The following is a 21,272-nucleotide window of genomic DNA, read 5'->3' as shown; positions in this document are numbered from 1 at the left end:
CCCGCCCCGCCCCGGCCCGGCCCGGGATCGTGGGCTGGGCGTCGCGCGAGCGGCGACCAGCCATGCTGTCTTCTGCGCTCAGTCGTGGTCGAGGGGCAGGGCGATGTCGAAGACCTGCCGCTTGGTGGGGAAGTCGCCGAGGTAGTCGGCCGCGCCGTTGAGGATGTTGACGCCGTAGAAGCGGTACGTCCCCGAGGCCCTCAGAGCGGCGAAGCCCCTGTTGTCCCCGGTTTCCCTCTTGTAGTAGATGTCGAACAGTGTGGTGGCGGTCGCCGGGCTGAGGTCGTTGTTCGTGTACGCCGCCCCGGTCACTCCCACCGCTGTGGACGCCGGTGTGGTCGGGTTGGTCAGCATGCCGTCCACGACGGTGGTGAACGGCGCGGCAGGGTCGTCGATGTTGTGCCGCAGGTTCTGTCTGATGTCACTGATCACCCTGAGCCTGTTCGCGCTCGTACGGCACGAACAGCGCGGTCCGCCTCGTTGAGTGTGGCTACGGCGTGGTGCCGGAACACCTCGCCGGCTGGCGTCGGACGCACACCGCGCGCATGGCGTTCCACCAGAGGCACGCCGAGTTGCCGCTCCAGCCCGGCGATCTGCCGTGAGACGGCCGACTGCGTGTGATTGAGCTCGACCGCCGCCGCCGACAGTGACCCGAGTCGGCATACGGTCACGAAAGGGCGCCCGGTCAGTTCCGTGGCGTCAGTATGCACAGCTGGCATGCGTCTACCGCACAGCTGACCTGCACGATATGCGCTTGTCGCAGTCTTCCGGGTGCGCCACTGTGGCGTGCATGACCACACCGCACAGGATCGCCGTCCCCGCGAGGCCTGGCAGGTTGAGGACCGCCGGGTGAACAGCTGCCCAGGTTGCCTGTTACCGGCCCCCGCGCCGGTACGTTGCCCACGAAGCCGTCCCAGCGCGGTGATCGGTCACGCACCTATGGCACACCGCCAAGCCGCGGACGGCTGCGCCGCCACACCGAACGGCCACCTGCATGGGCGGAGCACACGGTAAAACGCGGAAGAGCGGCAAGATCGCTGGGCGGTGGCACTTGGTGACCCGGGTCAGTCAAAGAGGGCAGCGACTCCATTTATCCAGATCGCGATGACCACGAGGGTCCCCACCAGGCAGCCGCCGCCCGTCAGCACATCGCCGACCGTCCACGGCTCGGAGGGCGCCTCCTCGTCCTGGTCCTCGAGGCCGTCCTGGTAGGAGGCGGGGTCGTCCCAGTCGACGGGGTGGCCCAGCTCCTCGGCGCATGCGGTCCGCACCGCGACCAGCTGTTCCTCCGCGAAGGAGGTAGCAGCCATCGCCTCGGGCCCGCGCCAGGCGAGAGCCTTCATCCGCCACCCAGGAGACCCGTACCGCGCCTCGAAGGCGGCGGTCTCGTCAGCATTGCGGTCCTCATCGAGGTACATCCAGCGTCCTGCCTCGGCGGCGTCGCCGTAGAGCCGGTACACCTCGGCCAGACGCCGGCGGAGCGTCAGGTCGTACGGGAAGGACGAGACAAGACCGCGCAAACGCTGGCGCGCGAGGGGAACCCGGCCGGCGGCCAGGTCTGCATCGACTCGGGCAAGGGTCTCTCTCAGAGGCATGAACGCATGATCGGGTACCGCGCTGATCTACGTCGACTGGTTTGCCGCTCCACACTCGCTCGCTCTCCGTCGCCGCGCTTTTCGAAGATGACTGGACGGCCGTGGACGCCGTCCCGGCCGTCCTCGGGTAGGTCATGAGGTGCCGTTGACGGGCCTTGCCGTCTTCCCCGGACGGGAGGAGCCCTCGGTTCGTCCACACCACGCCCTCACAGGGATGGCGGGTGGTTACATGCATCGCCCCGGCAAGTTGAGTGCCTGGCCGGGTCGCGCTGGTGACCGCGCTGGTCACGACGGTGGGACTGGGTGGCTCGTGGTGCCGCGGCTGAAGGCCCGCAAGCGCAGGATCGGGGAGTTCCACCAACCACAATCGCCTCCGTACGTTATGTATACGGGATTCGTACGCCATTGGAACGCGATGCGTACGGTTTGTTGGGCTAGGATCCTGTTAGGAGGTGTTGCATGTCGGAGTTGTTCGACGCGGTCGATGCGCTGGTGGCGTCCCGGTCTGTGCTGCCGCCGCCCGTGGAGCGTAAGCGGCTGCGTGTGGCGCACGGCCTGACGATCGACGAAGTGGCTACCGCGCTGAAGGTCCGCCGGGCGACGGTGTCGGGCTGGGAGGCGGGTAAGACCGAGCCGCGGCCGCCGGAACGCGAGGCATACGCGCGATTGCTGGACAAGCTAGCCGAGCTCTACCCCGCCACTCCGGCCGATGCGGCCGCGCCCGTCCAAGACGCCGCGGTACCGGCCACCTTCACCGGCGAGCCCGCCCCCGCTCCGGAGGTCCGGACCGCAGCGCCGGTCTCCGGGGCTGCGGCCGTGACCGCAGCCGGGAACACCCAGACCGGGAAAACCCAGCCCTCTGCCTCTGCTCCCGTTGCCTCAGCTCCGGCCGCTGCGTCGCGTCCGGCGCGCACTGCCAGACCGTTGCCGTCGTCCGCGTCGCGCGGTCCGGCCGAGGGGAAGGCCGTCCCGGCGAACACCCTGGCCGGTGGCACGGACTCGCGGTTCGAGAATGGTCCGCTCGCCGTCGTCGATGTCGACGCTGATGGGCAGGTCCTGGCGTACTGCGTCGGTGGCCTGGTCCTGGACGTGCCCGCCAAGAGCCTGCCGGCCTTGGTGGAGTGGACGCTGCGCGAGGCGAGGCTCGGTGCGCCGAAGCTGTCCGGTCCGGGCAAGGACGCCGACCCGCTGCTGGTGCTCACCGCATCCGCGCTTAAGCGCTACGGTCTGCCCGTCGCCCTCAGTGATGAGGAGCGTCATGCCGGGCGGCTCCCGGAGGACCACAAGGTCATCAAGCAGTTGGTGCGCGCGGAGTGGAAGCTCACGAAGCGCGGGCTGGGGCCGTGGGCGCGGATCTACCGCCCCGCGACCGGTTCGGACCGCCAGTGCGTGCAGCTGTGCATCCCCTCATGGAACGCGCTCGATCCCCGCAGCTGGCCTCACGCCGGGCAGCTCCCGCCGGCCGAACTCGCCCGCGTCCTGGGCGTGTACGCGTCGCGGGTGATGACGCCGCGCGGATCGACCGCGGTGACCGGCCTGGAGCTGATGACCGCGCTGCACCCGCCGACCCGCGCCTCCGAGCCGGACACCGACGGCAAGCGGCACTCCGAGCACAACCCTGGCTCGCTTGGTAAGGATGCCATCGACCCGATGAACTGGCCGCCGTGCGAGGTCCCCGACGGCCACCCGGTCCTCAAGGACCTGCCCCGCTTCCACGTGCGCGGCCCCGAGGAGAAGCTGTTCGAGGAGGCGTACGACTGGGCACGGCCGATGACGGATGACGAGTGCACGCTGCGGTATCTGGTCGGTATCGACGTGAACATGGCCTTCGCCGCCGGCGCCAACGGCCTGAACGTCGGCCTCGGAGCCCCGACGCACGTCAAGAACCCGGTGTTCGACCCGAAGTTGCCCGGCTCGTGGCTGGTCGATCTCTCCCACGTGGACCTGGCTCGCGTGAGAGTCGGCAAGGACAAGTGGGCGGACCTGGACGCCAGTCTGCTGCCGAGCCCGTTCACGCCGACGGGCGAGCGGCCGCAGGGCCCGGCCTGGTACGCGACTCCCACCGTCGCCTACGCCCAGGAGCTCGGCTACGAGGTGCGCCCGCTGGAGGCGTACGTCCGCTACGACAACGGCCGTTACCTGGACGGCTGGTACCAGCGGCTGCGTGACGCCTTCCTCGCCACGATGGCCGACCTCGGCGTGCACGCGGACATGGAGCCGGCCGACTTCCTCACGGCGATGGACGGCTACAAGGAGCGTGACCCGGGGCTGGCGATCGTCGTCTCGGCGGTCAAGGCGACGGTCAAGGGAGGCCTGGGCAAACTGCGCGAGCGCCCGCGCGGCGAGGGCTGGAAGCCCGGGCAGCCGTGGCGGGCCCTTGCCCGGCCCACCTGGCGGCCGGACATCCGCGCCGCGGTCATCTCCCGTACCCGGATCAACCTCCACCGCAAGGTCGTCAAGCATGCGGCGTTCACCGGGCAGTACCCGGTCGCGGTCCTGTCCGACTGCGTCGTCTACGCAGCCGACGGAACGTCACCGTTGGACTTCCTGCCCTACCGCGACGGCAAGCCGCTGCCGGGCGGCTTCAAGCTCGGCATCAACCCGGGCCTGGTCAAGCACGAGGGCACCCAGAGCGTCCTGTGGGGTGAGGAGGTCCGCGAGCGGTTCAACGCCCCGGAACTCAACCTCGCCCGCTACATCAAGGACGGGCAGGTCACGGGCAAGGACAGCGGGGAGTAGCAGACAATGAGCATGTTCGCAGACGGCCTGGACCAGGCGGTGCACAAGGCGTTCACCCGCCCGGTCCCGAAGAGCGCGGGCGCGCAGATGCGGTACCTGGTCAAGCAGTACAAGGGCACCAGGGCCGTCGCCCAGATGCTGCGGATCTCCCAGCGCACCGTCGAACGGTATGTGAAGGACCAGATCAAGAAGCCGCGTCCGGACCTCGCCGCGCGCCTGGAGCGCGAGGTGAAGGCCCGCTGGCAGCCGCAGATCCGGGCGAAGGCACGGGAGAAGGCGGCGACCACCGGTGGCATCGTCATCGACACCCGCGCCCGCCTCGGCTACACCGCGCCGATCGGGTCCACGGACCAGGATCGCGTCCGGCACCTGACCGTTGCCCTGCCCCCGCAGTACGCGGCGCGCCTCTTCGAGGCCCAGGAGGCCGGCGCCACGGACCAGCGTCTCCGGGAGATCGCTGCCGAAGCGCTCAAGGAGGTGTACTTCCAGGACGGCGGCCGCGTGCCGGAAGCCTGGAGGAGGTCCGCTTCACCGACGTCGAGCACCTCGAGTTCGACCTGTAGGCACTGCTGGTGCCGCTGGACCGGCTTCCGGCCGCCCGGAAGACCAAGGCGTTCCGATCCCACGTGCTGAGCGCGGCGCAGAAGGACTTCGGTGACCTCATCACGCTGGCAGCGCGGGGCGAACCGCAGGTACTCCTTCGCAACACCACGCCGGTCGCGGTGCCGCTTCCCGCCGACCCCAGTGCCCTCTCGTCGGACACGGTCGCGTATCCCGGCGCGGCACCCGCCGGCCACCGTGTCGAGGACGTCGCGGCGGTAGTCGGGATAGCGGCGCAGCAATTCGGCGTTGGCGGCACTGTTTTCCGCAGCCGAGGACAGTGCCGGTCGGCCGTTGATCTCCACCCGCAGGCTCGGGGAGACCAGGGCGGCGGCCGTCGCAGAGTCTGGCGGTTTTCGGCGTCTATGTATGCGCGGTAGAGCCGACGGGGTCGCTATGTGTGGTCACTGAGCTTCTTCAGAGTTGCCGCTCCAGCGTGAGGATGGCCTTGGCGATTGACTCACGGTGGCGGTGATTTCTGCAGGGGCCTGCGTTTGATGCCCGTGGTCAGCCAGGGGCCGCCGCCCTGGTAGGCAAGATCGGCCAGGATGGGGACGCTTCGGCGCTCGTAGATGCCGATGATCCGGTAGGTGCGAGCGGCGGTCAGGTCGTGAGACCGGCCCGGCAGTGCGGGTGAGAGCCACAGCGGCCGGCCGTCCGGATAGATGACCGCCTACACGTTCAGTCCGGGCGGCGATGCTTGTGGGAGCAGTTCGCGCGTGAGTCGCCGAAGTTTGCAGCGCCGGTCGCCCTCACGGATGACAATGAGCCTCCCCGGCGACCGGCGCCAGCGCCCCCGGGGCCCGGGCCAGAGGGCGGTTATAACAATTCTTATGGTGCTTGGGATGTCACTGGATGATTGGTGATGGATGCTGGTGTTGCCCCAACAGCCGCCGGATATCCGGCGGCACCACGGCTCACCGCGTGACATTCCCGTTTCCCATGACAAGGCAAGGCACATCCATGTCGAAAATCCTTATGGTGATCTCAGCCGCCACCGCCCTGCAGCTGGCTGACGGCTCGACGCATCCCACCGGCTACTGGGCCGAGGAGGTCGCTGCCTCTCACCGCGTCCTGGAGGCCGCCGGTGTGGAGGTGGCCATCGCCACCCCGGGCGGTGCGAGGCCCACCGTCGACGCGCTCAGCCTCAGCGAGCAGGGCGGCGTCTGCGCAGCGGACGCGGAGGAATTCCAGGCGTACCTCGCCGGCATCGCGAGCGAACTCGCCACGCCGCTGGCCCTGTCCGACGTTGTCGTCGGCGACTACGACGCGATCTACATCCCGGGTGGGCATGCCCCGATGGCCGATCTCGCTCAGGACGCCGACCTCGGCCGGCTGCTCAACGAGGCCGACGCCCAGGGCAAGATCGTGGCCGCCCTGTGCCACGGCGTCGCCGGTCTGCTGAGCGCCGCCAAGGCCGACGGCAGCTTCACGTTCGCCGGCCGTGACCTGACGGCGTTCACGGATGAGGAGGAGCGCCAGGGCGGCCTCGGTGAGAACACGCCGTTCTTCGTCGAGTCCCGTCTGCGGGAGCGAGGAGCGATCTCGCGCACGGGCGCGGCCTGGAGCAACACGGTCGTAGTCGACGGCAACCTCATCACGGGCCAGAACCCGCAGTCGAGCACGACCACGGCCGAGTCCGTCCTCAAGGCCCTCGCCGCCTGAACCCGCGCGCTGAGTCCCACCCGATGGCCGGGGGCCACCGGCCGAGCCCGTCGCCCCCGGCCATCGGATCAGCCCCACCAGCACAGCGCACCCAGCGCCAGATCCGGTTGGACGAAAGAGAGAAGCCCGTGACCACCCCCACCCTCAACCAGGGCCTTGACCACATCGCCATCCGCGCTTACGACCTGGATGCCTCCGCCGCCTTCTACATCGAGGGGCTCGGCTTCCGCTTCGTCCGGGAGTGGACCCTCGGCGGCGGCGCGACCCGCGTCGTGTTCCTCGACGCTGGTGACGACCGTCTCATCGAGCTGTTCGACGCCGGCTCCACCCCACCCGGTGGCTCGTCGCAGCCCCTCGATCCCGCACACCGACCCACCGATGCCGAGCGTGGCCGCCTGGCCGCGCTGGTCCACTTCGCCATCCGTACGGACGACGTCCCCGCCCTCTGGGACCGCGCGCTTGCCGCCGGAGCCCGCCCGTTTGCCGGCCCCATGAAGATCACCACCGACGCCCCGGACCCGATGAGCTTCCAGGCCGCCTTCGTCTACGGTCCGAACGACGAGGTGATCGAGTTCATCGACCGACAGACCGGCGACGGCAGCCGGCGATGAACGGCGTACGGCACGCGCGGCCTGTCCTGGCCGTGGTCACCTCCACCGGAGAGGCGCTGCGCTTCTTCGACGGCCTGACCTATGAGCCGCTGGGGGACCTTCCCGTCCTGGCCCAGCCGCACGAGATCGCCGTCGACGAGGCGGCCGGCGTCCTGTACGTCTCGCACACCTACCGTTCCGGTGTCTACGCCAATCCGGGGGAGAAGGCCCACGAGATCTCCGTCGTGGACCCTCACCAGCGCAAGGTTCTGGAGGTGGTGTCGCTCGCACCGGAGGTGGCACCCCACGGCGTCGCCCTCGACCAGGACCGCGGCCTGCTGTACGCGACCGTCGAAGCCGGGCCCGGCGGCGGCGGTGCGATCGCGGTGATCGACACCGCCACCCGCAAGCAGGTCGGCCGGATCGAGGTCGGCGCTCGGGGCCCCCACTGGTTCGCGATCACGCCGGATGGTGCAAAGGGCTACGCGACCAACAAGGCCGACCCGTTCATCTCCGTGATCGACCTCGCCGAACAGACCCTGACCGGGCGGATCCCCGCACCGTGCGGGACCGAGGAGGTCGCGGTATCGCCTGACGGCCACCGCGCCTATGCGGCCGGCATGGCACTGCACGCGGACGCCTCCGCCCCGCCTACGTTGCTCGTCATCGACACCGCCACCGACCGTGTCGTCGCACGCGAACCCCTGGCCGCTCCGGGATGCCCGGTGCACGTTGCTGCGGACGGACGCGTCCTGATCGGCCTTGTACCCACCGGCTCCGGGGGAGCGCCCAGGGACGGCCAGCTGACGGTCCTGTCCCCGGACACTCTCGCCCCGCTGGTTACGGCGTCTGTCGGCCAGGTCCCGATCACGATCCGCACCACCCCGGAGGGCGACCGCGGGTTCGTTGCCAACCTCCGCTCGGGGACCGTGCATGTCGTCGACCTCGCCGATGGCGTCGTCACCGCCGTCCTGGACATCGACCCGGGCGATCCCGATACCACCCAAGGCGCCCATGGCATCGCCTACCTCCCCTGACCTGCCTCGCAGCCTTCACTGAACGGAGCACGCTTCGATGACACGCAGCCCCCAGGAGACGTTCCGCAACCACGTCAGGGCCCTCGACTCCGGCGACCTCGACGCGATCGCTGCACACTTCACATCCGACGCCGTCTTCGTCACTCCGGCCGGGGTTCTGCACGGACGCGACGGTGTCAAGCACGGCATTGGAGCCGTTCTGGCCGATCTCCCCGATGCCGAGTGGAATCCCAAGAGCCCGATCTTCGCGGGCGATCTCCTGTTCCTCGAATGGGCGGCGACAGCGGGCGCAGCGCGCGTCGAGGACGGCCTGGACACCTTCGTCTTCCGCGACGGTCTCATCCGGGCTCAGACCGTCCGCTACACCCTGCTGACCGGCCCGACAACCTGACAGCCGTTCAGCCCGGCGGCCGGCGGCGACGAGGGGACAGCCGGTCCACCGGCCACACCACGCACACACGGGTGCGAAGCGCGCACGAGCGAACCGCACCCTCCTGGCGTACCGGAAGGACGGCCTGATGACGCAACGACCGGCCTCCCCGCCCCCGACGCCCGCGGCCCCGGAGCCAGCGAGGCGTCACGCTCGTCATCAGCTGGGCCGTCGACCGGGGCAAAGAGGCGCAGTGCGTAACCGGCTCTATCCCGGCGCAGGCCGCTGACGAGAACAACCCCCACCACGCAGCCCGCACCCACCCCCGGCAGCGGGACGTCATCCCTACACTGAGCTGCCGCACCGCACGTACCGGGTGGCGGGCGTCCCGGACAACGGACAAAGGAAGAACGCGTGCCGAGCCTGGACCTGCTGGCCACATTCCTGGAGATCTACCGGGCAGGCTCCCTCTCCGCAGCCGCTCACAGGCTGGGAGTGACACAGCCCGCCGTCACTGGGCAACTCGCCCGGCTTGAAGAGGAGATCGGGGAGCAGCTGTTCGTCCGCTCCCGCAAGGGTGTCACCCCCACGCCGCGCGCTGCGGCCCTCGCGTCCCGCGTGAGCCTGCATCTGGACGGCCTCCGTGACGCCTTGGGCTCCTCGGAGGCAGAGCCGACTCTGCGCGGAACGGTACGCATCGGTGGCGCGGCCGAGATCATGACCCTCCGGGTGCTGCCCGCGCTAGCCCCGCTCACCGGCCGCGGACTGTACCTGCGTGCGGCATTCGGCCTGGCCCAAGATCTCCTGAACGATTTGGCCGCCGACCGACTCGACTTGGTCGTCTCCGCCATCCGGCCCACACACCAGGAGCTCTTCGCCGTCCCGCTCGTCGATGAGGAGTTCCTCCTCGTCGGCCCGCCGTCCATGGCCCGCACCGTGGACGCAGACCGGCTGCGCACCGCACCGGCCGACGCCCTGGCCGCACTGCCGCTGGTCGCCTACGGAGAGGAACTGCCGATCCTGCGCCGCTACTGGCGCAGCGAGTTCGGCCACCGCCCGGCCAATCCCGTCGCCCTCGTCGTCCCCGACCTGCGCGCGGTACTGGCGGCCGTCGAAGCGGGCGCCGGGATCTCCGCCCTTCCGCGCTACCTGGCCGAGCCCGCCCTGGCCGCCGGCCAAATCATCCTGCTCCACCGCCCCGAGGCACCTCCGCTCAACACCATCTACCTCGCGGTGCGCCGCGGCGGCCGGCCAACCCGGCCCTCACCGTCGTGCGCGAGCGGCTCACTGACGCGGCAGCCCGATGGGAAGGGCTCTGAACGGAGGTGGCGCCGGATCTACGTCACGGCGTGAGGGAGGTGAGGGTGCCCCCTTCGACCTTCAGCGCTGCGCCGGTGGTCGCCGAGGCACGGTCGGAACTGGTGAAAAGGATCAGATCGGCGACCTCGGACGGCCGGATGAGCCGCTGGATCAGCGACGTCGGCCGGAACCGGGCGATGAACTCGCGCTGCGCGGCATCGAACGTCTCCGCCTCGGGGATGAGGGCGGTGATGTACTCCTCGATGCCTTCCGTGTGGGTCGGGCCCGGAAGCACGGAGTTGACGGTGACGCCGGTGCCGGCGGCGGCCTTGGCCAGCCCGCCGGCCACCGCCAGCAGGGCGGTCTTGGTCATGCCGTAGTGGACCATGTCGAGCGGTGTGTCGATGGCCGTCTCACTTGAGACGAACACGATACGGCCGAACCCGCGCCCCATCATCCCCGGCATGTACTGGCGCGCAAGCCGGACACCGCTGAGGACGTTGACCTCGAAGAAGCGACGCCATTCCTCGTCCTCGATCTCCAGCACCGGGGTGGAGGCGAAGATGCCGGTGTTGTTGACCAGGACGTCAACCTCCGGCACCGCCTCCAGCAGAGCCTGCGCGCCCTCGGCGGTGGAGACATCGGCGGCGACGGTGACCATGTCCGCACCCGGCACCCGGGCTCGGATGCCGTCGGCAGCCGCCACGAGCCGGGCCTCATCACGCCCGTTGAGGACGGTGCGGGCCCCCGCCCGGGCGAAGGCTTCCGCGGTGGCCAGGCCAATACCCAGTGTGGAGCCGGTGACCAGCGCGGTACGGCCGGTGAAGTCGATGTGCATGAGTCTTCCCTTGGGGTAGTGCGGCGCCGTGAACTGGTGGCGCCCGGCAACCCATCCGATGAGACGGATCGTTCTCTCCGAGGATGAGACGGATCGTTCTCTCTTGTCAAGCGCTTGATGAAGAGAACGATCGTCTCATAATGGAGTCGGTTCACTCCCGCTCACCCGAAGAGGAGACTCAAGGTGCGACGACCGGCCGAGGAGACGCGACGGCACATCCTGGACGTAGCCGGCGACCTGTTCTACTCGCGCGGCGTCCGCGCCGTCGGCATGGACCTGGTGATCGGCACGGCAGGTGTCGCGAACGCGACTCTGTACCGCCAGTTCGCCAACAAGGACGAGCTGGTCACCGCCTACTTGGTCAGTCGTAACGAGCACTGGTGGCAGCGCCTCCGCGAGACGGCGGCAGCAGCACCCAGCCCCCGCGCCCGCATCAAGGCCCTGTTCGACCTCACCCGGCAGGACATGGCCTCGCCGGGCTACCGCGGCTGCGCCACACTGAACATCACCAGCGAGTTCCCCGACGCGGACCATCCCGCCCACGCCGCAGCCGTTGCCCACAAGAATGAGGTGCAGACCTGGCTCAGCGAACAGCTCCGCGAAGCAGGCGACGCGAACCCCGACGACACCGCCGGCAAGCTCCTGATCATCCTCGACGGCGCCCAAGTCCTGGCGGCTGCCATGGCAACCGACACCCCGGGCGACCACATGATCCAGCTGGCGGAACAGCTCCTCGACACGCGGCTGCCCGCACCTCTGTAGCCGGATGACGACGGTCACCACTCCGGTCATGTGGGAGTGATCTTGCGGGACATGCGGCGCGCCCGAGGTACGGACCCTATCTGCGGCCGAGTTCTTGGCGCACGTCCACCCCGTGTCCTGCGCATCCTGGCCGAGATCAGGGAGACGTGTCCGCAGATCGCGGTCCCCGCAGCTGCTGGACTTGTACAACAACGGCGCTACGCCGCGAGATCGCCCATCCTTCTCCACGGCGAGGACAACGCCGCCTGGGCCATCCTGTAGATGATCGCTTGTCGTCAGTTGGACATACGGACCGTTCTGGGGGAGTGCTCCGGCTACCGCCGGACGGAACGACCGCCGAGACCAACGCCGACCTCATCCGCGCCGCGCGCGGCATCATCAGTAGGCGATCAGGCGGCTCCAGCTCCCGACTCGCACCGTCGGCCACAGCTCACGCTGACCAGGGGCTCACGAATCTGGCGGCCAACTTCCGGGCGGTCCAGCGACTGGGCCGTGGAGCGTCCGCGTACGCGGACGGCATCCTCGGACGGCTCGCCGCGCTGAGCCGGGCCCTGAGTGACGCCGGTGCTGCTCATCGGCTTCGGTACTCAGGGCACCGCGCGATGAGACGCACAACCGCGGCATCCTTTGTGCTGGGGAATCCTGGCCAAGTCGTTCGAGTCGTCAATCAAACGACGATGTACGCCTGGAATATTGCCAGGCCACTCGTGATCGAGCACGCGGCCATCGACGGGCCATTCGCGCTCGCCACGGTGGCGTTCTGGCTGCTGCACGGGCCACCGACTGAATTGCGAGGCCACGGCCCAGCAGCCGACGGGCACCGAGCGTGATCACCGTGCGGGTGAGGACGCTTTCCAGGGAGCGAACGCATTGTCCACCGACTTCATGGAAGAGCGCAGCTCGGGGAAGTGTCGCAGCAGCACGCTGACCATGCTGTTGTTCTCGATCCAGTCCAGTCCGGTCTGCGTGTACACCTGGGGCGTGTAGTCCTTGGTGAGGAAACGGTCGCTGTTGAGCCGACGGGACGCCATGAGGACAAAGATGCGGAAGGCCGTGTCGCTGAAGGCGAAACCCTTCGGCCGGGGCTCGGCGAACATGCCCACCATGAGGTCGACGCGTTCGATGTCGCCCTCGTACACCCGATGCAGCTCCTCAGCCCAGACCGGATTGTCCGTGAGCGAGTCGAAATCCTCCGCCGGGGAAAGATGCAGCAGACGTCTGAATTCGTTGTACCGCGGTACACCGAGTTCCCGGATCCGCAGGATGTCGACTGCCCCGAGGTCCATGAGCTTGCCGTCCGGGCGCTCGAACTCCTGCAAAAACTTCGGGTAGTTGTGCAGGGTCACCAGACCTGGATGTGAGGTGCCGAACGAGTAGAACAGATCCGGCAGGGTGTGTTTGCCGAGGATCTCATAGGCCTGCCGCCCGGCCAGATCCCGGAATGTCGCCTCCTGCAGCAGGGAGTCGTCCGCGACCGAGCGCAAGCTCCAATCGTCGGGGACGAGGGGATGCATCCGGTAGACGGCCACGAACTCCTCGGTCAGGGAGTAGGGGACACCGAAGTGGTCGGTACGCCCGCCCACGATGCCGCTGAGCACCTCGCTCGAGCTGATCCGGCCGAACAGCCTATGCACCTGCTCACCGAGGACGCCGAACCAGTTGGCGCGCATTCCGGTGACCATCGTCGGATGGCTGATGACCGCCGGAGTCCATTCGATGGTGTGGATTTTGGCGATGAGTGCAGCGGCGATCAGGCGCGCCCGCTGGAAGATCTCCTCGTCCGACCAACTGGGATATTCGCCACGCAGTCTGTCACAGATGGAGTTGTGCTCCAGGATGAACAGGGTGTGCATCATGGCGAGGCCCACCCAGAACCCAGGCACGCTCGCCGGGTCACGTTCCGGATCGTCCGCGAACAGCGATCCGTTTCGGGGCACCTTGAGTTTGCCATCCTCGCCGGTACGCAGCTGCCGCTGGGCGGCCAGGTCGTCGCCGTAGAGCTGAGACGCGTCCCACCAGTGCGATTTCTCGTTGATGTACGTCGGCGGCAGCCCGTCGTCACTGTTCGGTCGGGTCGGGTCGGCGAGCGTCCGCGGCACGAGCATCGGCCGGGCGGGCCAGGGGTCGTCGTCGACAAGCTGGATGTGCCAGGGACGGTCCACCGCGCCCTGCCCATGGCTGACCCAGTCCCGGATCATGAACTGCAACCACGCCGCGACCAAGGCGTTGACGGACTCGGCGGGAACGAACTCATGCCTGGTGAGGACAGCGCGACTCACCTCACGTGGGCTCGGCGACATGATCTGCGGTTCGGTTTCGGGGAAGCTCCGCTCCGGCGGGGCGTTGCGGCCGAAGCGCGAACCGGTCATACCCATACGAGGGTTGGCCAGGTCGGTGTACGAGCCGTCGGCCGTGCGCTCGGTGAGGTGCCGCGGTTCCGACGGCCCAATCGGTGGCAGGTTCTGTGTCGGGTAGGTGCTGGTGTCGAAGAGGTTCTTCCGGCGCAGATTGTTACGGAGCCCGATGAGGGTCAGCATGCCGAGCGACTTCGGCAGGTTCTGCCAACCGATCTTGTGGTCGACGGCCAGTGCCAGCTCGTTGTGCAACTGGACGAACCAGGAGGCAGGTCCGGTCTCGCCATTTCGCGGTGTTGTGCGGCCCGCTGAGCCGTCGTGAGTTCTACCCATCGTGGTATTCCTTCCGGCGTGCGATGGCGGTGTTCTGAAGGAATGGTCAGCGCGTGGCCGGACGGCATCGGCTCCGCCGCTGCGCCAGAAAGGTGAGGGCGACATTGACCGTCGAGATCGCGGTGGCAGCCACCGCGGGCCGCCGGGCGAGCGTCCCTTCCTGCCCGACCCAGGCAGCTGACAGGGCGTCGCTCGTATGGATCAACGTGCCGACGCGCAGTGCCCGGTCAAGCTCGACCGGGTCCTTGACGCAGAGCAGCTCGACACCCAGGACTACGGTCCGCACGCCGAACATCCGCAGCACGTAGATCAACGCCGGTCGGCCCGGTTCCGCCCCCAGTCGGCGGGCCACCAGCTGAGGCGCCAAGAGTGCCGCCACGCCGTTCACCAACCGGATTACGCCGAGGCTGTATCGGGCTACTGTTTGCCCGTCCATAGTCGTCGCCCCTTCCCAAGGGGTAGTGCGTGCCGCGTACGACGCTAGGGCATGTCCCGTCGGGTCGCCCGTCGACGGCTCTGCGTGGCCGAGCCGTGTCAGGTGCCATCACCGGGGTCCTCGCGCGGGGTACCGTTCATCGCTTGACGGAGCCCGGAGATCCGGAGGTAGGTGGCGCGGTTCTGGTTGCCCAGCGGCCGGTGCTCGGGCAGCGCGTGCCAAGGGTTGAACGACGGCCGGTCGGCAAGGGCGAACCGTTGCGTCGCGTTGAAATCCTGTCTCGGCAACCGCAGCGTGGCCACCGGGATGAACGACGAGAGCCTTTCGGGCCAGACTACCGAGGCGTCCTCGATCGGCATCCGATGCGGATCGGTTTGCAGTTGGGCGAGGAAATCGAAGGTGCCGTCGCGTTCCCGCAACACCGAGCAGCTTGACGCCGATGCTGAGGACACCGTTGTCCTCGATGTCGGGCGGTGACAGGGGCCCGGTCCGGCGAAGCGGACCCAGGCCGGAAAGGTGGTGGGACGAGTGAAGACACTGTGGCGCAGGCGCTCGGGCAGGTCTGCGGCACAGTGAACTCCCCGCGCGCACGACCCCGTAGGACTTGGTGTTCCCGGCCCGCTGCGCGGACCCCGGCGCGTACTCGCGTGCGAGAGAGCGGCCCATCTGACGTGCGATGTCCTCGGCGATACCGGCCTCCTCGCGCCGGACCGCCTCTTCGGCGAGATGAAGGTGTTCGTCGCGGCTTCGGACGTTGATGAGCCACTGCACCAGCGCCTGTACTGGCCGGCTACTGGCCGGCGCAGCAGTCGGTCGAGCAGCGGGCGAACGCAGGGATCGACGCGCCGTTCGGGCTGGACGCACCACAGGACCGCGTCGTTGATCCGCTGTGCCCCGGTCACCGCTGCTCGCCCTTTCTTCCGGTTGGCTTCACCGAGCACCTTCCGCACATCATCGACCCGGTCCGGGGGCATGGTGGCCAGGACGGTAACTGCCGACTGGTGCGGCATAATTCAATACATCCCATCAGCGTTGCGGCTGACGGGCCGTCGCTCACGGCGTGTGCGGCGTCTCAGGTATGGGCACCGGCAAAGTACAAGGAAAAATTGAGGATCCTGCGCCGTCCCCAGTAGACGATTCCCAGATAGCGGTAGGGCCCGACCTGGCGGATCTCGTCACGTATCCAGTGCGCGACGAACGAGGTGCGGGAGTAGTCCAGGACGATGCATTCGCCACCGTCCAACAGGCTCTCGCCTCGGTAGACCTTCGCGCGTATCGCCCGGATGCCGAAGGGGGTGACCCTATTGCGCAGTTCGCCGCGGTCGGGGTCAACGACCTTGCCCTGCCATGCGAGGAGACGGGCGAGTGCAGCCACTGCCTTGGACGTCTTCGCACCACGCGCGGTAAGCACAGTGCCACGTCCCTCACCGCGCGGTATCTCTCCGGGATGACTGGCGCGGAACAGCCGCTCGAGCTCCGGCCGCGACATGGTCAGCAGCTCGTCGATGTCCGCACCCGTACCGTGGCTCATCGCACACCTCCGGGGGCGTACCCCTCGTCAGAACCATCCTATGGCGGTCAGCTTCACCGGGCACCTCAGAACCACGGCAAGGCCGGGTGCGACCAACTGGTCCGTCCCAGATCCCACGTCGCAGAGGCGGTGCCCCGAGATGACCGTCCGCTTCGCTATCTGGGACCCGATCACCGGCGTCGCTGGCGGTGCGGCTGTCGGGCTGGGCCTCAGGGCGGACTCCGGGAACCGTTACGGGTTCGGCTGATAACTCAGAGGCCGCTGTGCCTCGTTGGACCTGTGAGTGCCTGTGGTGTGTCGGGTGTGATGGGGCCGGGTTCCGGCTCCGGACTCAGGCCGCGGCGGGGTCCGCGACGCCGATGGCCGCAGGCCGACGGAGAACGGATGCGCGAGCCGGAGATGGGTGTGGGCGGCGATCACCGCGCTCGCCCTGCTCGCCCAGGCCACCGACCCGGCCCCCTTGTGCCGAAGGGTCAGCCGCGGCGGAACCCGCCGCCATGATGGCCGGGCCTGCCGTGCCTGTCATGGCGGTCCTGCCCACCACCATCATGCCCGCCGTGCCTGTCCTGCCCACCACCATCATGCCCGTCATGCCCGTCATGGCGGTCCGGGTTGCCACGCTTGGGTGAGAGGTTGACGGTGTCGCAGTAGATGACAGGCCCTGGGGTCGTGGGCGGGGTGAGGCCGTTGGCTCGGACGCCCTCGGTCTCGATGACCATCAGGCGCAGCGGCTCCCCGCGTCGCACGGGTGGTATCGGGACCTGACCCGTGTAGAAGGGAGTCCGGGAGGATTCCGCGTCGATCGAGGTGAGTACCGTGGCGGTGTCCTCGAGTGTCACCCAGCCGAGGTCCTCGTCTTCGACGACGCTGTTCCGGCGCTGCAAAGTGGCTGTGATCCGCGGCGCAGGCGAGCCGGTGGGGTCCCAGGAGGGGCCGGTGACGCTCACCGACAGCGACTCGCCGGGCGTGACGATCAGTTCCCGGTCGGGAAGGGTGCGCACCAGATCGGCGAGGACGACCTGCGAGATCTCGGCTCCGGGGATCGAATCCGGCTGGTAGCGGACCAGGGCGAGCCGGACGAAGGGCAGGCAGGCGTCCCCGGTGTCGATGTCGAGGTCGCAGAACCAGCGGCCGCCCCTCTTCTCCGTCTCGTCCGTCCCCCCCATCCCCCGCCTCTCCTCAACCTCCTCCGTGTCGAACTGCGGAGCGAAGCCGACGACCGTGACGTCGAGCGAGCCGGAGGGCGTGTGGAGAGAGAGTTTCCCGGACTGCCGCACCGCGTTGGTGAACATGTCCGCGGTCGGGGCGACGACGGGCGCGGAACGGTGGATGGGGTCACGGCCCATCAGGGTGACCCAGGCATCCCGTACGGAAGCCGGGTCTCCCCCCGGAGACTCACCGAGGACCACGCCGAGCAGCTCGCCGTCTCCGGAGGAGAACCAGGGACGTCGAGGAACACCCGGACACCGCCGCCTCGCCGGCGGTGGACGATGGCGCCGGGCGGTCCGTCGACCTGCTTCAAGTGCTCCAGGGCGAGGGTGGGTACGCAGTACAGCAGCCGTGGCGCAGTGGGCGGTGCGCTGCTCGGCACCGAGTACTTCTTCGCCTCCCCCCGTACGGTCAGCGCATTCTGGCCGGCCGCGGCGAACTGCGGAGGGAAACAGTCCCCGAACCTGCTGCCGGCCACCGGGCGGTAGCTCACCTTCCGGTGTTTGGTGTCGCCGAACTCGTGCTTTTGGGTCACGGGAGGGATCTTGAGCAAATCCGCCTTCGCCTTGTCCTCGGCCGTCAGGGCCACTTCCTCGAGCGCCCTCGCCTCGTCCGCGGCCACCTTTGCCCTGTCCTCGGCCGCCTTGGTGCTGAAGGTCAGGATGCCGTTTCGGAGGATGGCGGGTTCGGTGTCGGGGGCGCCTTCCCGGCTCACCCTCGCCGTCAGGAGGTCGAACACCGGGACGGCCATGTCCCGCGTGTCGCGGCCCGTGGGCCCGGCGTCCGTCACCTCGGTCCACTCCGCGACCAGGTCGATCCGGTCCGTGCTGTCCTCGTCCAGCGCGATGGTGCCGGCGAGGTGCTCGGCCGTCGCGTTGGAGGCGCGCGGCGTCGCCACGGGAGACAGGTCCAACACCGGTGCCTTCAAGGGCTGTTGAACGGCATGGACGAGCGTCAGTTCCTGGCAGGGGGTGAACATCCAGTGTCGACCGGCCGCGGCCAGTTCCAGCGCGTGGTCGGCTCTCCGCAGCTCTGCCGCCTTTCGCGCCGCCGCGTCATCCTCCGTTTCCGGCGCGATTCCCGGTGCCGGCGCCGGCAGTTCCCGGCACCACGAGGCCATGCCCATGACCTTCTCGTCGAAGTCGATCGCGGAGCACAACCTGACGGTCGCCACGACGCCCTTCGGCAGCGACACCGTCAGCACCCTGGACGCCTCGTCGAAGCGTGGCGGCGCACTGCCTTCGGCCAGCCTCAGTCGGAAGGACCTGGGACGGTGCCAGACATCACCGCCCCAGGGGACGATGAAGGGCTCCCCGGCGGGCATTCCCGGCAGGTCGAGAAGGACCGCTCCCGTGCCCAACGGATCGCGAAGGTACGGCACGTCGACCTGCCCGCCCGTGTGCAGGGCGGTCACTACAGGGTTGTTGGGGTCCGCCGCCGGCGACGGGATCGGCTCCAGCTGTACATTCGGAAGGGACGGATCGTTCAGTGAGCCGCTCTCCCGCTTGGCCAGTTCGTAGACCGAATCCTGGGCCCGCTGATCGGTGGAGCCGATGGCCTCGTCCAGCAGGCCGTGCCACTCGACACATTGCAGCGACGCCTTGGGCGCCACCACATGGCGTTCGTCCGTTCCCTGGTACGGGAGGTGTCCTTCCTCGGTGACCAGCCGCGACCGGTTGAAGTCCGCGGCGTACTGCTCCGCTGTCCTGCCCGTGTCCCGGCCTTCAGAACCTGCGTGATCATCGCCGGCTCCGGGGCCGGCGGCGCAGTCGACCGCGAAGCCGCCCTTGCGGCCGAGTTCGGTGAGGGACTGACAGCCGGGGTTCCCGTCGGCGTTTGTCCCCTTGAACCCCTGTGCACGTTGCTCGGCGGCGTAGGCGGCCTTGGTCTGGTTGCCGAAAACACCGTCCGCGCCGCCCACGAGGCTGTGCCCTTGGGCGATGAGAGCCTCCTGGACGGTGCGGACGTCGTCGTTGGTCTTGCCGACCTGAACGTTGGCCAGGACGACCGTCACCTCACTTCCCGGAGGGCTGGGGGGAGCGGCCGGGGGCGGCCCGGACCCCGGGCTGCTCCGGATCACCATCCGGAAGGCCGAGGCGCCTTCCGCGAGAGGCAGTCTGGGTGCCACGGCGGGCGCCGGGACAGCCTCGTACCTCTGGAACACCAGCAGCCCGTCACCGGGGAGCGCCAGATCCTTCTGTTCCATCAGGGCATCGGCCTCCGCCAGGGTGGGGCCGTTGCCCGCAAGGTCGACGGTGCGCAGTCGCACCCGGTACTGGTGGCCGAAGCGCAGCCTTGGCAGCGAGCCGGGCCGCACCTTGGACGTGATCTCCAGCGGGAGTGCCGTCATCGCCTTGTTGCTGACCTCCACCGGCTGATTGGGGGGCCGGTTCGCCTCGACCGATCCCTCATCGATGTCCAGTACCAGGCCCGGGCGGGGCGCGGACAGTGACCATCCGTCCCAAGTGACCAACTGCTCGGGTACGTAAGGCTTGTCGTCGCCCATTCCTGGCGGCAGTGATATCAGGTTGGCCTGGAAGAAGCCCTCGTCGGATGCCGTGAGAAGGAGCGGTCCACCACTCGGCTGCCGGTACTCGACGTCGCGCTCGTGCAGCGAGAACCAGCGCTGATGGTCCTCGTCCCAAATGTCCATCCGGTGGCCACGGACCAGGTCCTCGGCGACCAGCTTGGGGGCGGGCGGGGGCGGCGGTGCGGTACTTGGGGTCTGAGGGTCTCGCGCCGCGGCTGCCGTGCTCGTGAGCACCTGGGTGAAGGCCTGGTCGTGGTCGACCGCCCGATCCAACTCCTCCTTGAGCTTCTCTCGGCGCTTGTCCCTGACCAGCGAAATTCCATGGGTCCGCACCGGGGACAATCCCCTGGCATCCGAGGAGCTCGCCATCCTGATGTGCGCGGCGATCTGCAGCGCGGCGCCGTCGATGTCGGCCTGCTCGAGGGAGAAGTCCTCCTCGGGCAACGCCAGCACGCCGCGGGACGGCGACGCCAGCGGGTCGGCGGTCGTGCGGGACTTGGCCCCGGGAACGAGGACGTGGCGGTCCGGGAGGAAGACATAGAAGGTGTGGGGGGACACGTCGTGCGAGTCCGCGTGCGGTTCGGTCCAGTGGGGAGTGACGGTCAGGAACCGCTCGCCCGAGGAGACGGGCAGCCGGTCGGCCGGCAGCAGAAAGTCCAGGACCAGTCCGAGGCGCCGGAGCAGCTCGGGATGGTCACCGAGCGAAGTGAGCATCTGGTGGAAGTCGGGTTGCGACAACTCCGTCGGCGGCATTGGGGAATCGTCTTCGCCGCCAATCGTGCGCGGCCTTGTGATCGTGTGGAAGGCAGTCAGCGCAGCCAGTGCGTCAGGCATGGCACCCCGATCTGCGGCCAGCCCCTCGACGCCCGGTGAGGAAGTGCTGAGCGAGGGCATCACGTCCCTGGTAGCGGGCTCTCTCTCGGGCGACATCTTGGCCGCCTCGGCGTAGGTACGCCTGGTGAGTCTGCTGACTTCGTTGGCCGAGTAGGTGTGGCCGTCATTCACGTCCATGCACTTGAAGACGAACAACTCCAGCGGGGTGTCTTCGGTGAAGAGTTTCTTCCACAAGTTCGCGTCGGGGTGCGGCCCTTGTGGGTCGATCCGGCCGGTGAAAGACGTGGACGAAGCGGAAGTGTCGTCCCCGGTGGCGAACTCGAAGGTTGCCGCCTTCACCCTTTCCGGCCAGGTGACGAAGTCGGGGAAGTTTCCGAGCGTGCTGAGCACCGGTTGGTCGGCCGCCGCCACCTGGGGCTGGTCGGTTGTTGTCAGCCGGGGGGCGATGAACACCGACACCCGGACCTGGCTGCCGTCGTCCGTGAGCCCGGCGGGAAGAACGGTCCAGTTGATGTGCTGTTCGAATGGCATGGTCGTCTCCCACGGGGCT

16 protein-coding genes and 4 pseudogenes are annotated in these 21,272 nt (G+C 68.6%); 9 read left to right on the top strand and 11 right to left on the bottom strand.

What is annotated here, in order from left to right:
* Positions 1-78: 78 nt before the first annotated feature.
* The 3 genes and pseudogenes from BM536_RS05560 to BM536_RS05550 form a co-directional block, all read right to left on the bottom strand.
* A pseudogene (locus BM536_RS05560) lies at positions 79-450 on the bottom strand (DUF4394 domain-containing protein); the annotation flags it as partial.
* Positions 450-719, bottom strand: a pseudogene (locus tag BM536_RS05555) (LysR family transcriptional regulator); the annotation flags it as partial. The pseudogenes BM536_RS05555 and BM536_RS05560, both read right to left, overlap by 1 nt.
* Positions 720-1,064: 345 nt before the next feature.
* Positions 1,065-1,595: a DUF6584 family protein gene (locus tag BM536_RS05550; protein WP_073490867.1), complete on the bottom strand. Its 531-nt coding sequence runs from the start codon at positions 1,593-1,595 to the stop codon at positions 1,065-1,067.
* A gap of 459 nt (positions 1,596-2,054) precedes the next feature.
* On the opposite strand from BM536_RS05550, the gene tap reads away from it, so the two are divergent.
* The 3 genes and pseudogenes from tap to BM536_RS41675 all read left to right on the top strand — a co-directional run bounded on the left by tap (position 2,055) and on the right by BM536_RS41675 (position 5,314).
* The gene (gene tap / locus BM536_RS05545) at positions 2,055-4,334 is read left to right on the top strand and encodes a telomere-associated protein Tap (protein WP_073490869.1); all 2,280 of its coding nucleotides are present in this window, start codon (positions 2,055-2,057) and stop codon (positions 4,332-4,334) included.
* Positions 4,335-4,340: 6 nt separating this feature from the next.
* Positions 4,341-4,897 (top strand): annotated as a pseudogene (tpg, locus tag BM536_RS05540) (telomere-protecting terminal protein Tpg).
* A 9-nt stretch (positions 4,898-4,906) separates the two neighbouring features.
* Positions 4,907-5,314 carry a type II toxin-antitoxin system Phd/YefM family antitoxin gene (locus BM536_RS41675; RefSeq protein WP_211362825.1) on the top strand — a complete coding sequence of 136 codons (408 nt, stop codon included), beginning with the start codon at positions 4,907-4,909 and terminating at the stop codon, positions 5,312-5,314.
* A gap of 86 nt (positions 5,315-5,400) precedes the next feature.
* Here the strand turns inward: BM536_RS41675 and BM536_RS05530 are convergent.
* A pseudogene (locus BM536_RS05530) lies at positions 5,401-5,663 on the bottom strand (transposase family protein); the annotation flags it as partial.
* Between the two features lie 234 nt (positions 5,664-5,897).
* On the opposite strand from BM536_RS05530, the gene BM536_RS05525 reads away from it, so the two are divergent.
* From BM536_RS05525 to BM536_RS05505, 5 genes are all read left to right on the top strand, one after another.
* Positions 5,898-6,599 (top strand): type 1 glutamine amidotransferase domain-containing protein, encoded by a 702-nt coding sequence (locus tag BM536_RS05525; protein WP_073490871.1) that lies wholly within the window; start codon positions 5,898-5,900, stop codon positions 6,597-6,599.
* Between the two features lie 128 nt (positions 6,600-6,727).
* The gene (locus BM536_RS05520; protein WP_094102598.1) at positions 6,728-7,210 is read left to right on the top strand and encodes a VOC family protein; all 483 of its coding nucleotides are present in this window, start codon (positions 6,728-6,730) and stop codon (positions 7,208-7,210) included.
* Complete coding sequence (locus BM536_RS05515) at positions 7,207-8,226, top strand: YncE family protein (protein WP_073490873.1); 1,020 nt, start codon at positions 7,207-7,209, stop codon at positions 8,224-8,226. The genes BM536_RS05520 and BM536_RS05515 overlap by 4 nt, the downstream gene beginning before the upstream one ends.
* 37 nt (positions 8,227-8,263) lie before the next feature.
* On the top strand, positions 8,264-8,617 hold the full coding sequence (locus tag BM536_RS05510; RefSeq protein WP_073490875.1) for a nuclear transport factor 2 family protein: 354 nt from the start codon (positions 8,264-8,266) through the stop codon (positions 8,615-8,617).
* Positions 8,618-9,010: 393 nt separating this feature from the next.
* Positions 9,011-9,949: a LysR family transcriptional regulator gene (locus BM536_RS05505; protein ID WP_245873278.1), complete on the top strand. Its 939-nt coding sequence runs from the start codon at positions 9,011-9,013 to the stop codon at positions 9,947-9,949.
* On the opposite strand, the gene BM536_RS05500 is transcribed toward BM536_RS05505, so the two are convergent.
* On the bottom strand, positions 9,939-10,733 hold the full coding sequence (locus BM536_RS05500) for an SDR family NAD(P)-dependent oxidoreductase (protein WP_073490877.1): 795 nt from the start codon (positions 10,731-10,733) through the stop codon (positions 9,939-9,941). The genes BM536_RS05505 and BM536_RS05500 overlap by 11 nt on opposite strands.
* Positions 10,734-10,916: 183 nt before the next feature.
* Between BM536_RS05500 and BM536_RS05495 the strand changes: the two genes are divergently transcribed.
* Complete coding sequence (locus BM536_RS05495) at positions 10,917-11,495, top strand: TetR/AcrR family transcriptional regulator (protein WP_073490879.1); 579 nt, start codon at positions 10,917-10,919, stop codon at positions 11,493-11,495.
* Between the two features lie 830 nt (positions 11,496-12,325).
* On the opposite strand, the gene BM536_RS05490 is transcribed toward BM536_RS05495, so the two are convergent.
* From BM536_RS05490 to BM536_RS42400, 6 genes are all read right to left on the bottom strand, one after another.
* Positions 12,326-14,182: a peroxidase family protein gene (locus BM536_RS05490; protein WP_073490882.1), complete on the bottom strand. Its 1,857-nt coding sequence runs from the start codon at positions 14,180-14,182 to the stop codon at positions 12,326-12,328.
* A gap of 46 nt (positions 14,183-14,228) precedes the next feature.
* Positions 14,229-14,570 carry a hypothetical protein gene (locus tag BM536_RS05485; RefSeq protein ID WP_245873277.1) on the bottom strand — a complete coding sequence of 114 codons (342 nt, stop codon included), beginning with the start codon at positions 14,568-14,570 and terminating at the stop codon, positions 14,229-14,231.
* A 146-nt stretch (positions 14,571-14,716) separates the two neighbouring features.
* Entirely contained in the window at positions 14,717-15,037 is a 321-nt protein-coding gene (locus BM536_RS42405; RefSeq protein ID WP_245873276.1) for a catalase family protein, read from the bottom strand.
* 653 nt (positions 15,038-15,690) lie between these two features.
* Positions 15,691-16,149, bottom strand: coding sequence for a hypothetical protein (locus BM536_RS05475; RefSeq protein WP_073490886.1), 459 nt, complete (start codon positions 16,147-16,149; stop codon positions 15,691-15,693).
* Between the two features lie 473 nt (positions 16,150-16,622).
* The gene (locus tag BM536_RS41670) at positions 16,623-17,495 is read right to left on the bottom strand and encodes a hypothetical protein (RefSeq protein WP_094102597.1); all 873 of its coding nucleotides are present in this window, start codon (positions 17,493-17,495) and stop codon (positions 16,623-16,625) included.
* Entirely contained in the window at positions 17,495-21,253 is a 3,759-nt protein-coding gene (locus tag BM536_RS42400; RefSeq protein WP_073490892.1) for a peptidoglycan-binding domain-containing protein, read from the bottom strand. The genes BM536_RS41670 and BM536_RS42400 overlap by 1 nt, the downstream gene beginning before the upstream one ends.
* Positions 21,254-21,272 lie beyond the last annotated feature (19 nt).

Source organism: Streptomyces phaeoluteigriseus, assembly GCF_001896135.2.
GTDB lineage: Bacteria > Actinomycetota > Actinomycetes > Streptomycetales > Streptomycetaceae > Streptomyces > Streptomyces phaeoluteigriseus.
This window is presented reverse-complemented; position numbering and strand designations above follow the sequence as displayed.

Coding starts and splice junctions, on each gene's coding strand:
- BM536_RS05500 (WP_073490877.1), bottom strand. CDS start 10,733: ATGCACATCGACTTCACCGGCCGTACCGCGCTGGTCACCGGCTCCACA.
- BM536_RS05510 (WP_073490875.1), top strand. CDS start 8,264: ATGACACGCAGCCCCCAGGAGACGTTCCGCAACCACGTCAGGGCCCTC.
- tap (WP_073490869.1), top strand. CDS start 2,055: ATGTCGGAGTTGTTCGACGCGGTCGATGCGCTGGTGGCGTCCCGGTCT.
- BM536_RS05515 (WP_073490873.1), top strand. CDS start 7,207: ATGAACGGCGTACGGCACGCGCGGCCTGTCCTGGCCGTGGTCACCTCC.
- BM536_RS42400 (WP_073490892.1), bottom strand. CDS start 21,253: ATGCCATTCGAACAGCACATCAACTGGACCGTTCTTCCCGCCGGGCTC.
- BM536_RS41670 (WP_094102597.1), bottom strand. CDS start 17,495: ATGGGCCGTGACCCCATCCACCGTTCCGCGCCCGTCGTCGCCCCGACC.
- BM536_RS05525 (WP_073490871.1), top strand. CDS start 5,898: ATGTCGAAAATCCTTATGGTGATCTCAGCCGCCACCGCCCTGCAGCTG.
- BM536_RS05475 (WP_073490886.1), bottom strand. CDS start 16,149: ATGAGCCACGGTACGGGTGCGGACATCGACGAGCTGCTGACCATGTCG.
- BM536_RS05490 (WP_073490882.1), bottom strand. CDS start 14,182: ATGGGTAGAACTCACGACGGCTCAGCGGGCCGCACAACACCGCGAAAT.
- BM536_RS05550 (WP_073490867.1), bottom strand. CDS start 1,595: ATGCCTCTGAGAGAGACCCTTGCCCGAGTCGATGCAGACCTGGCCGCC.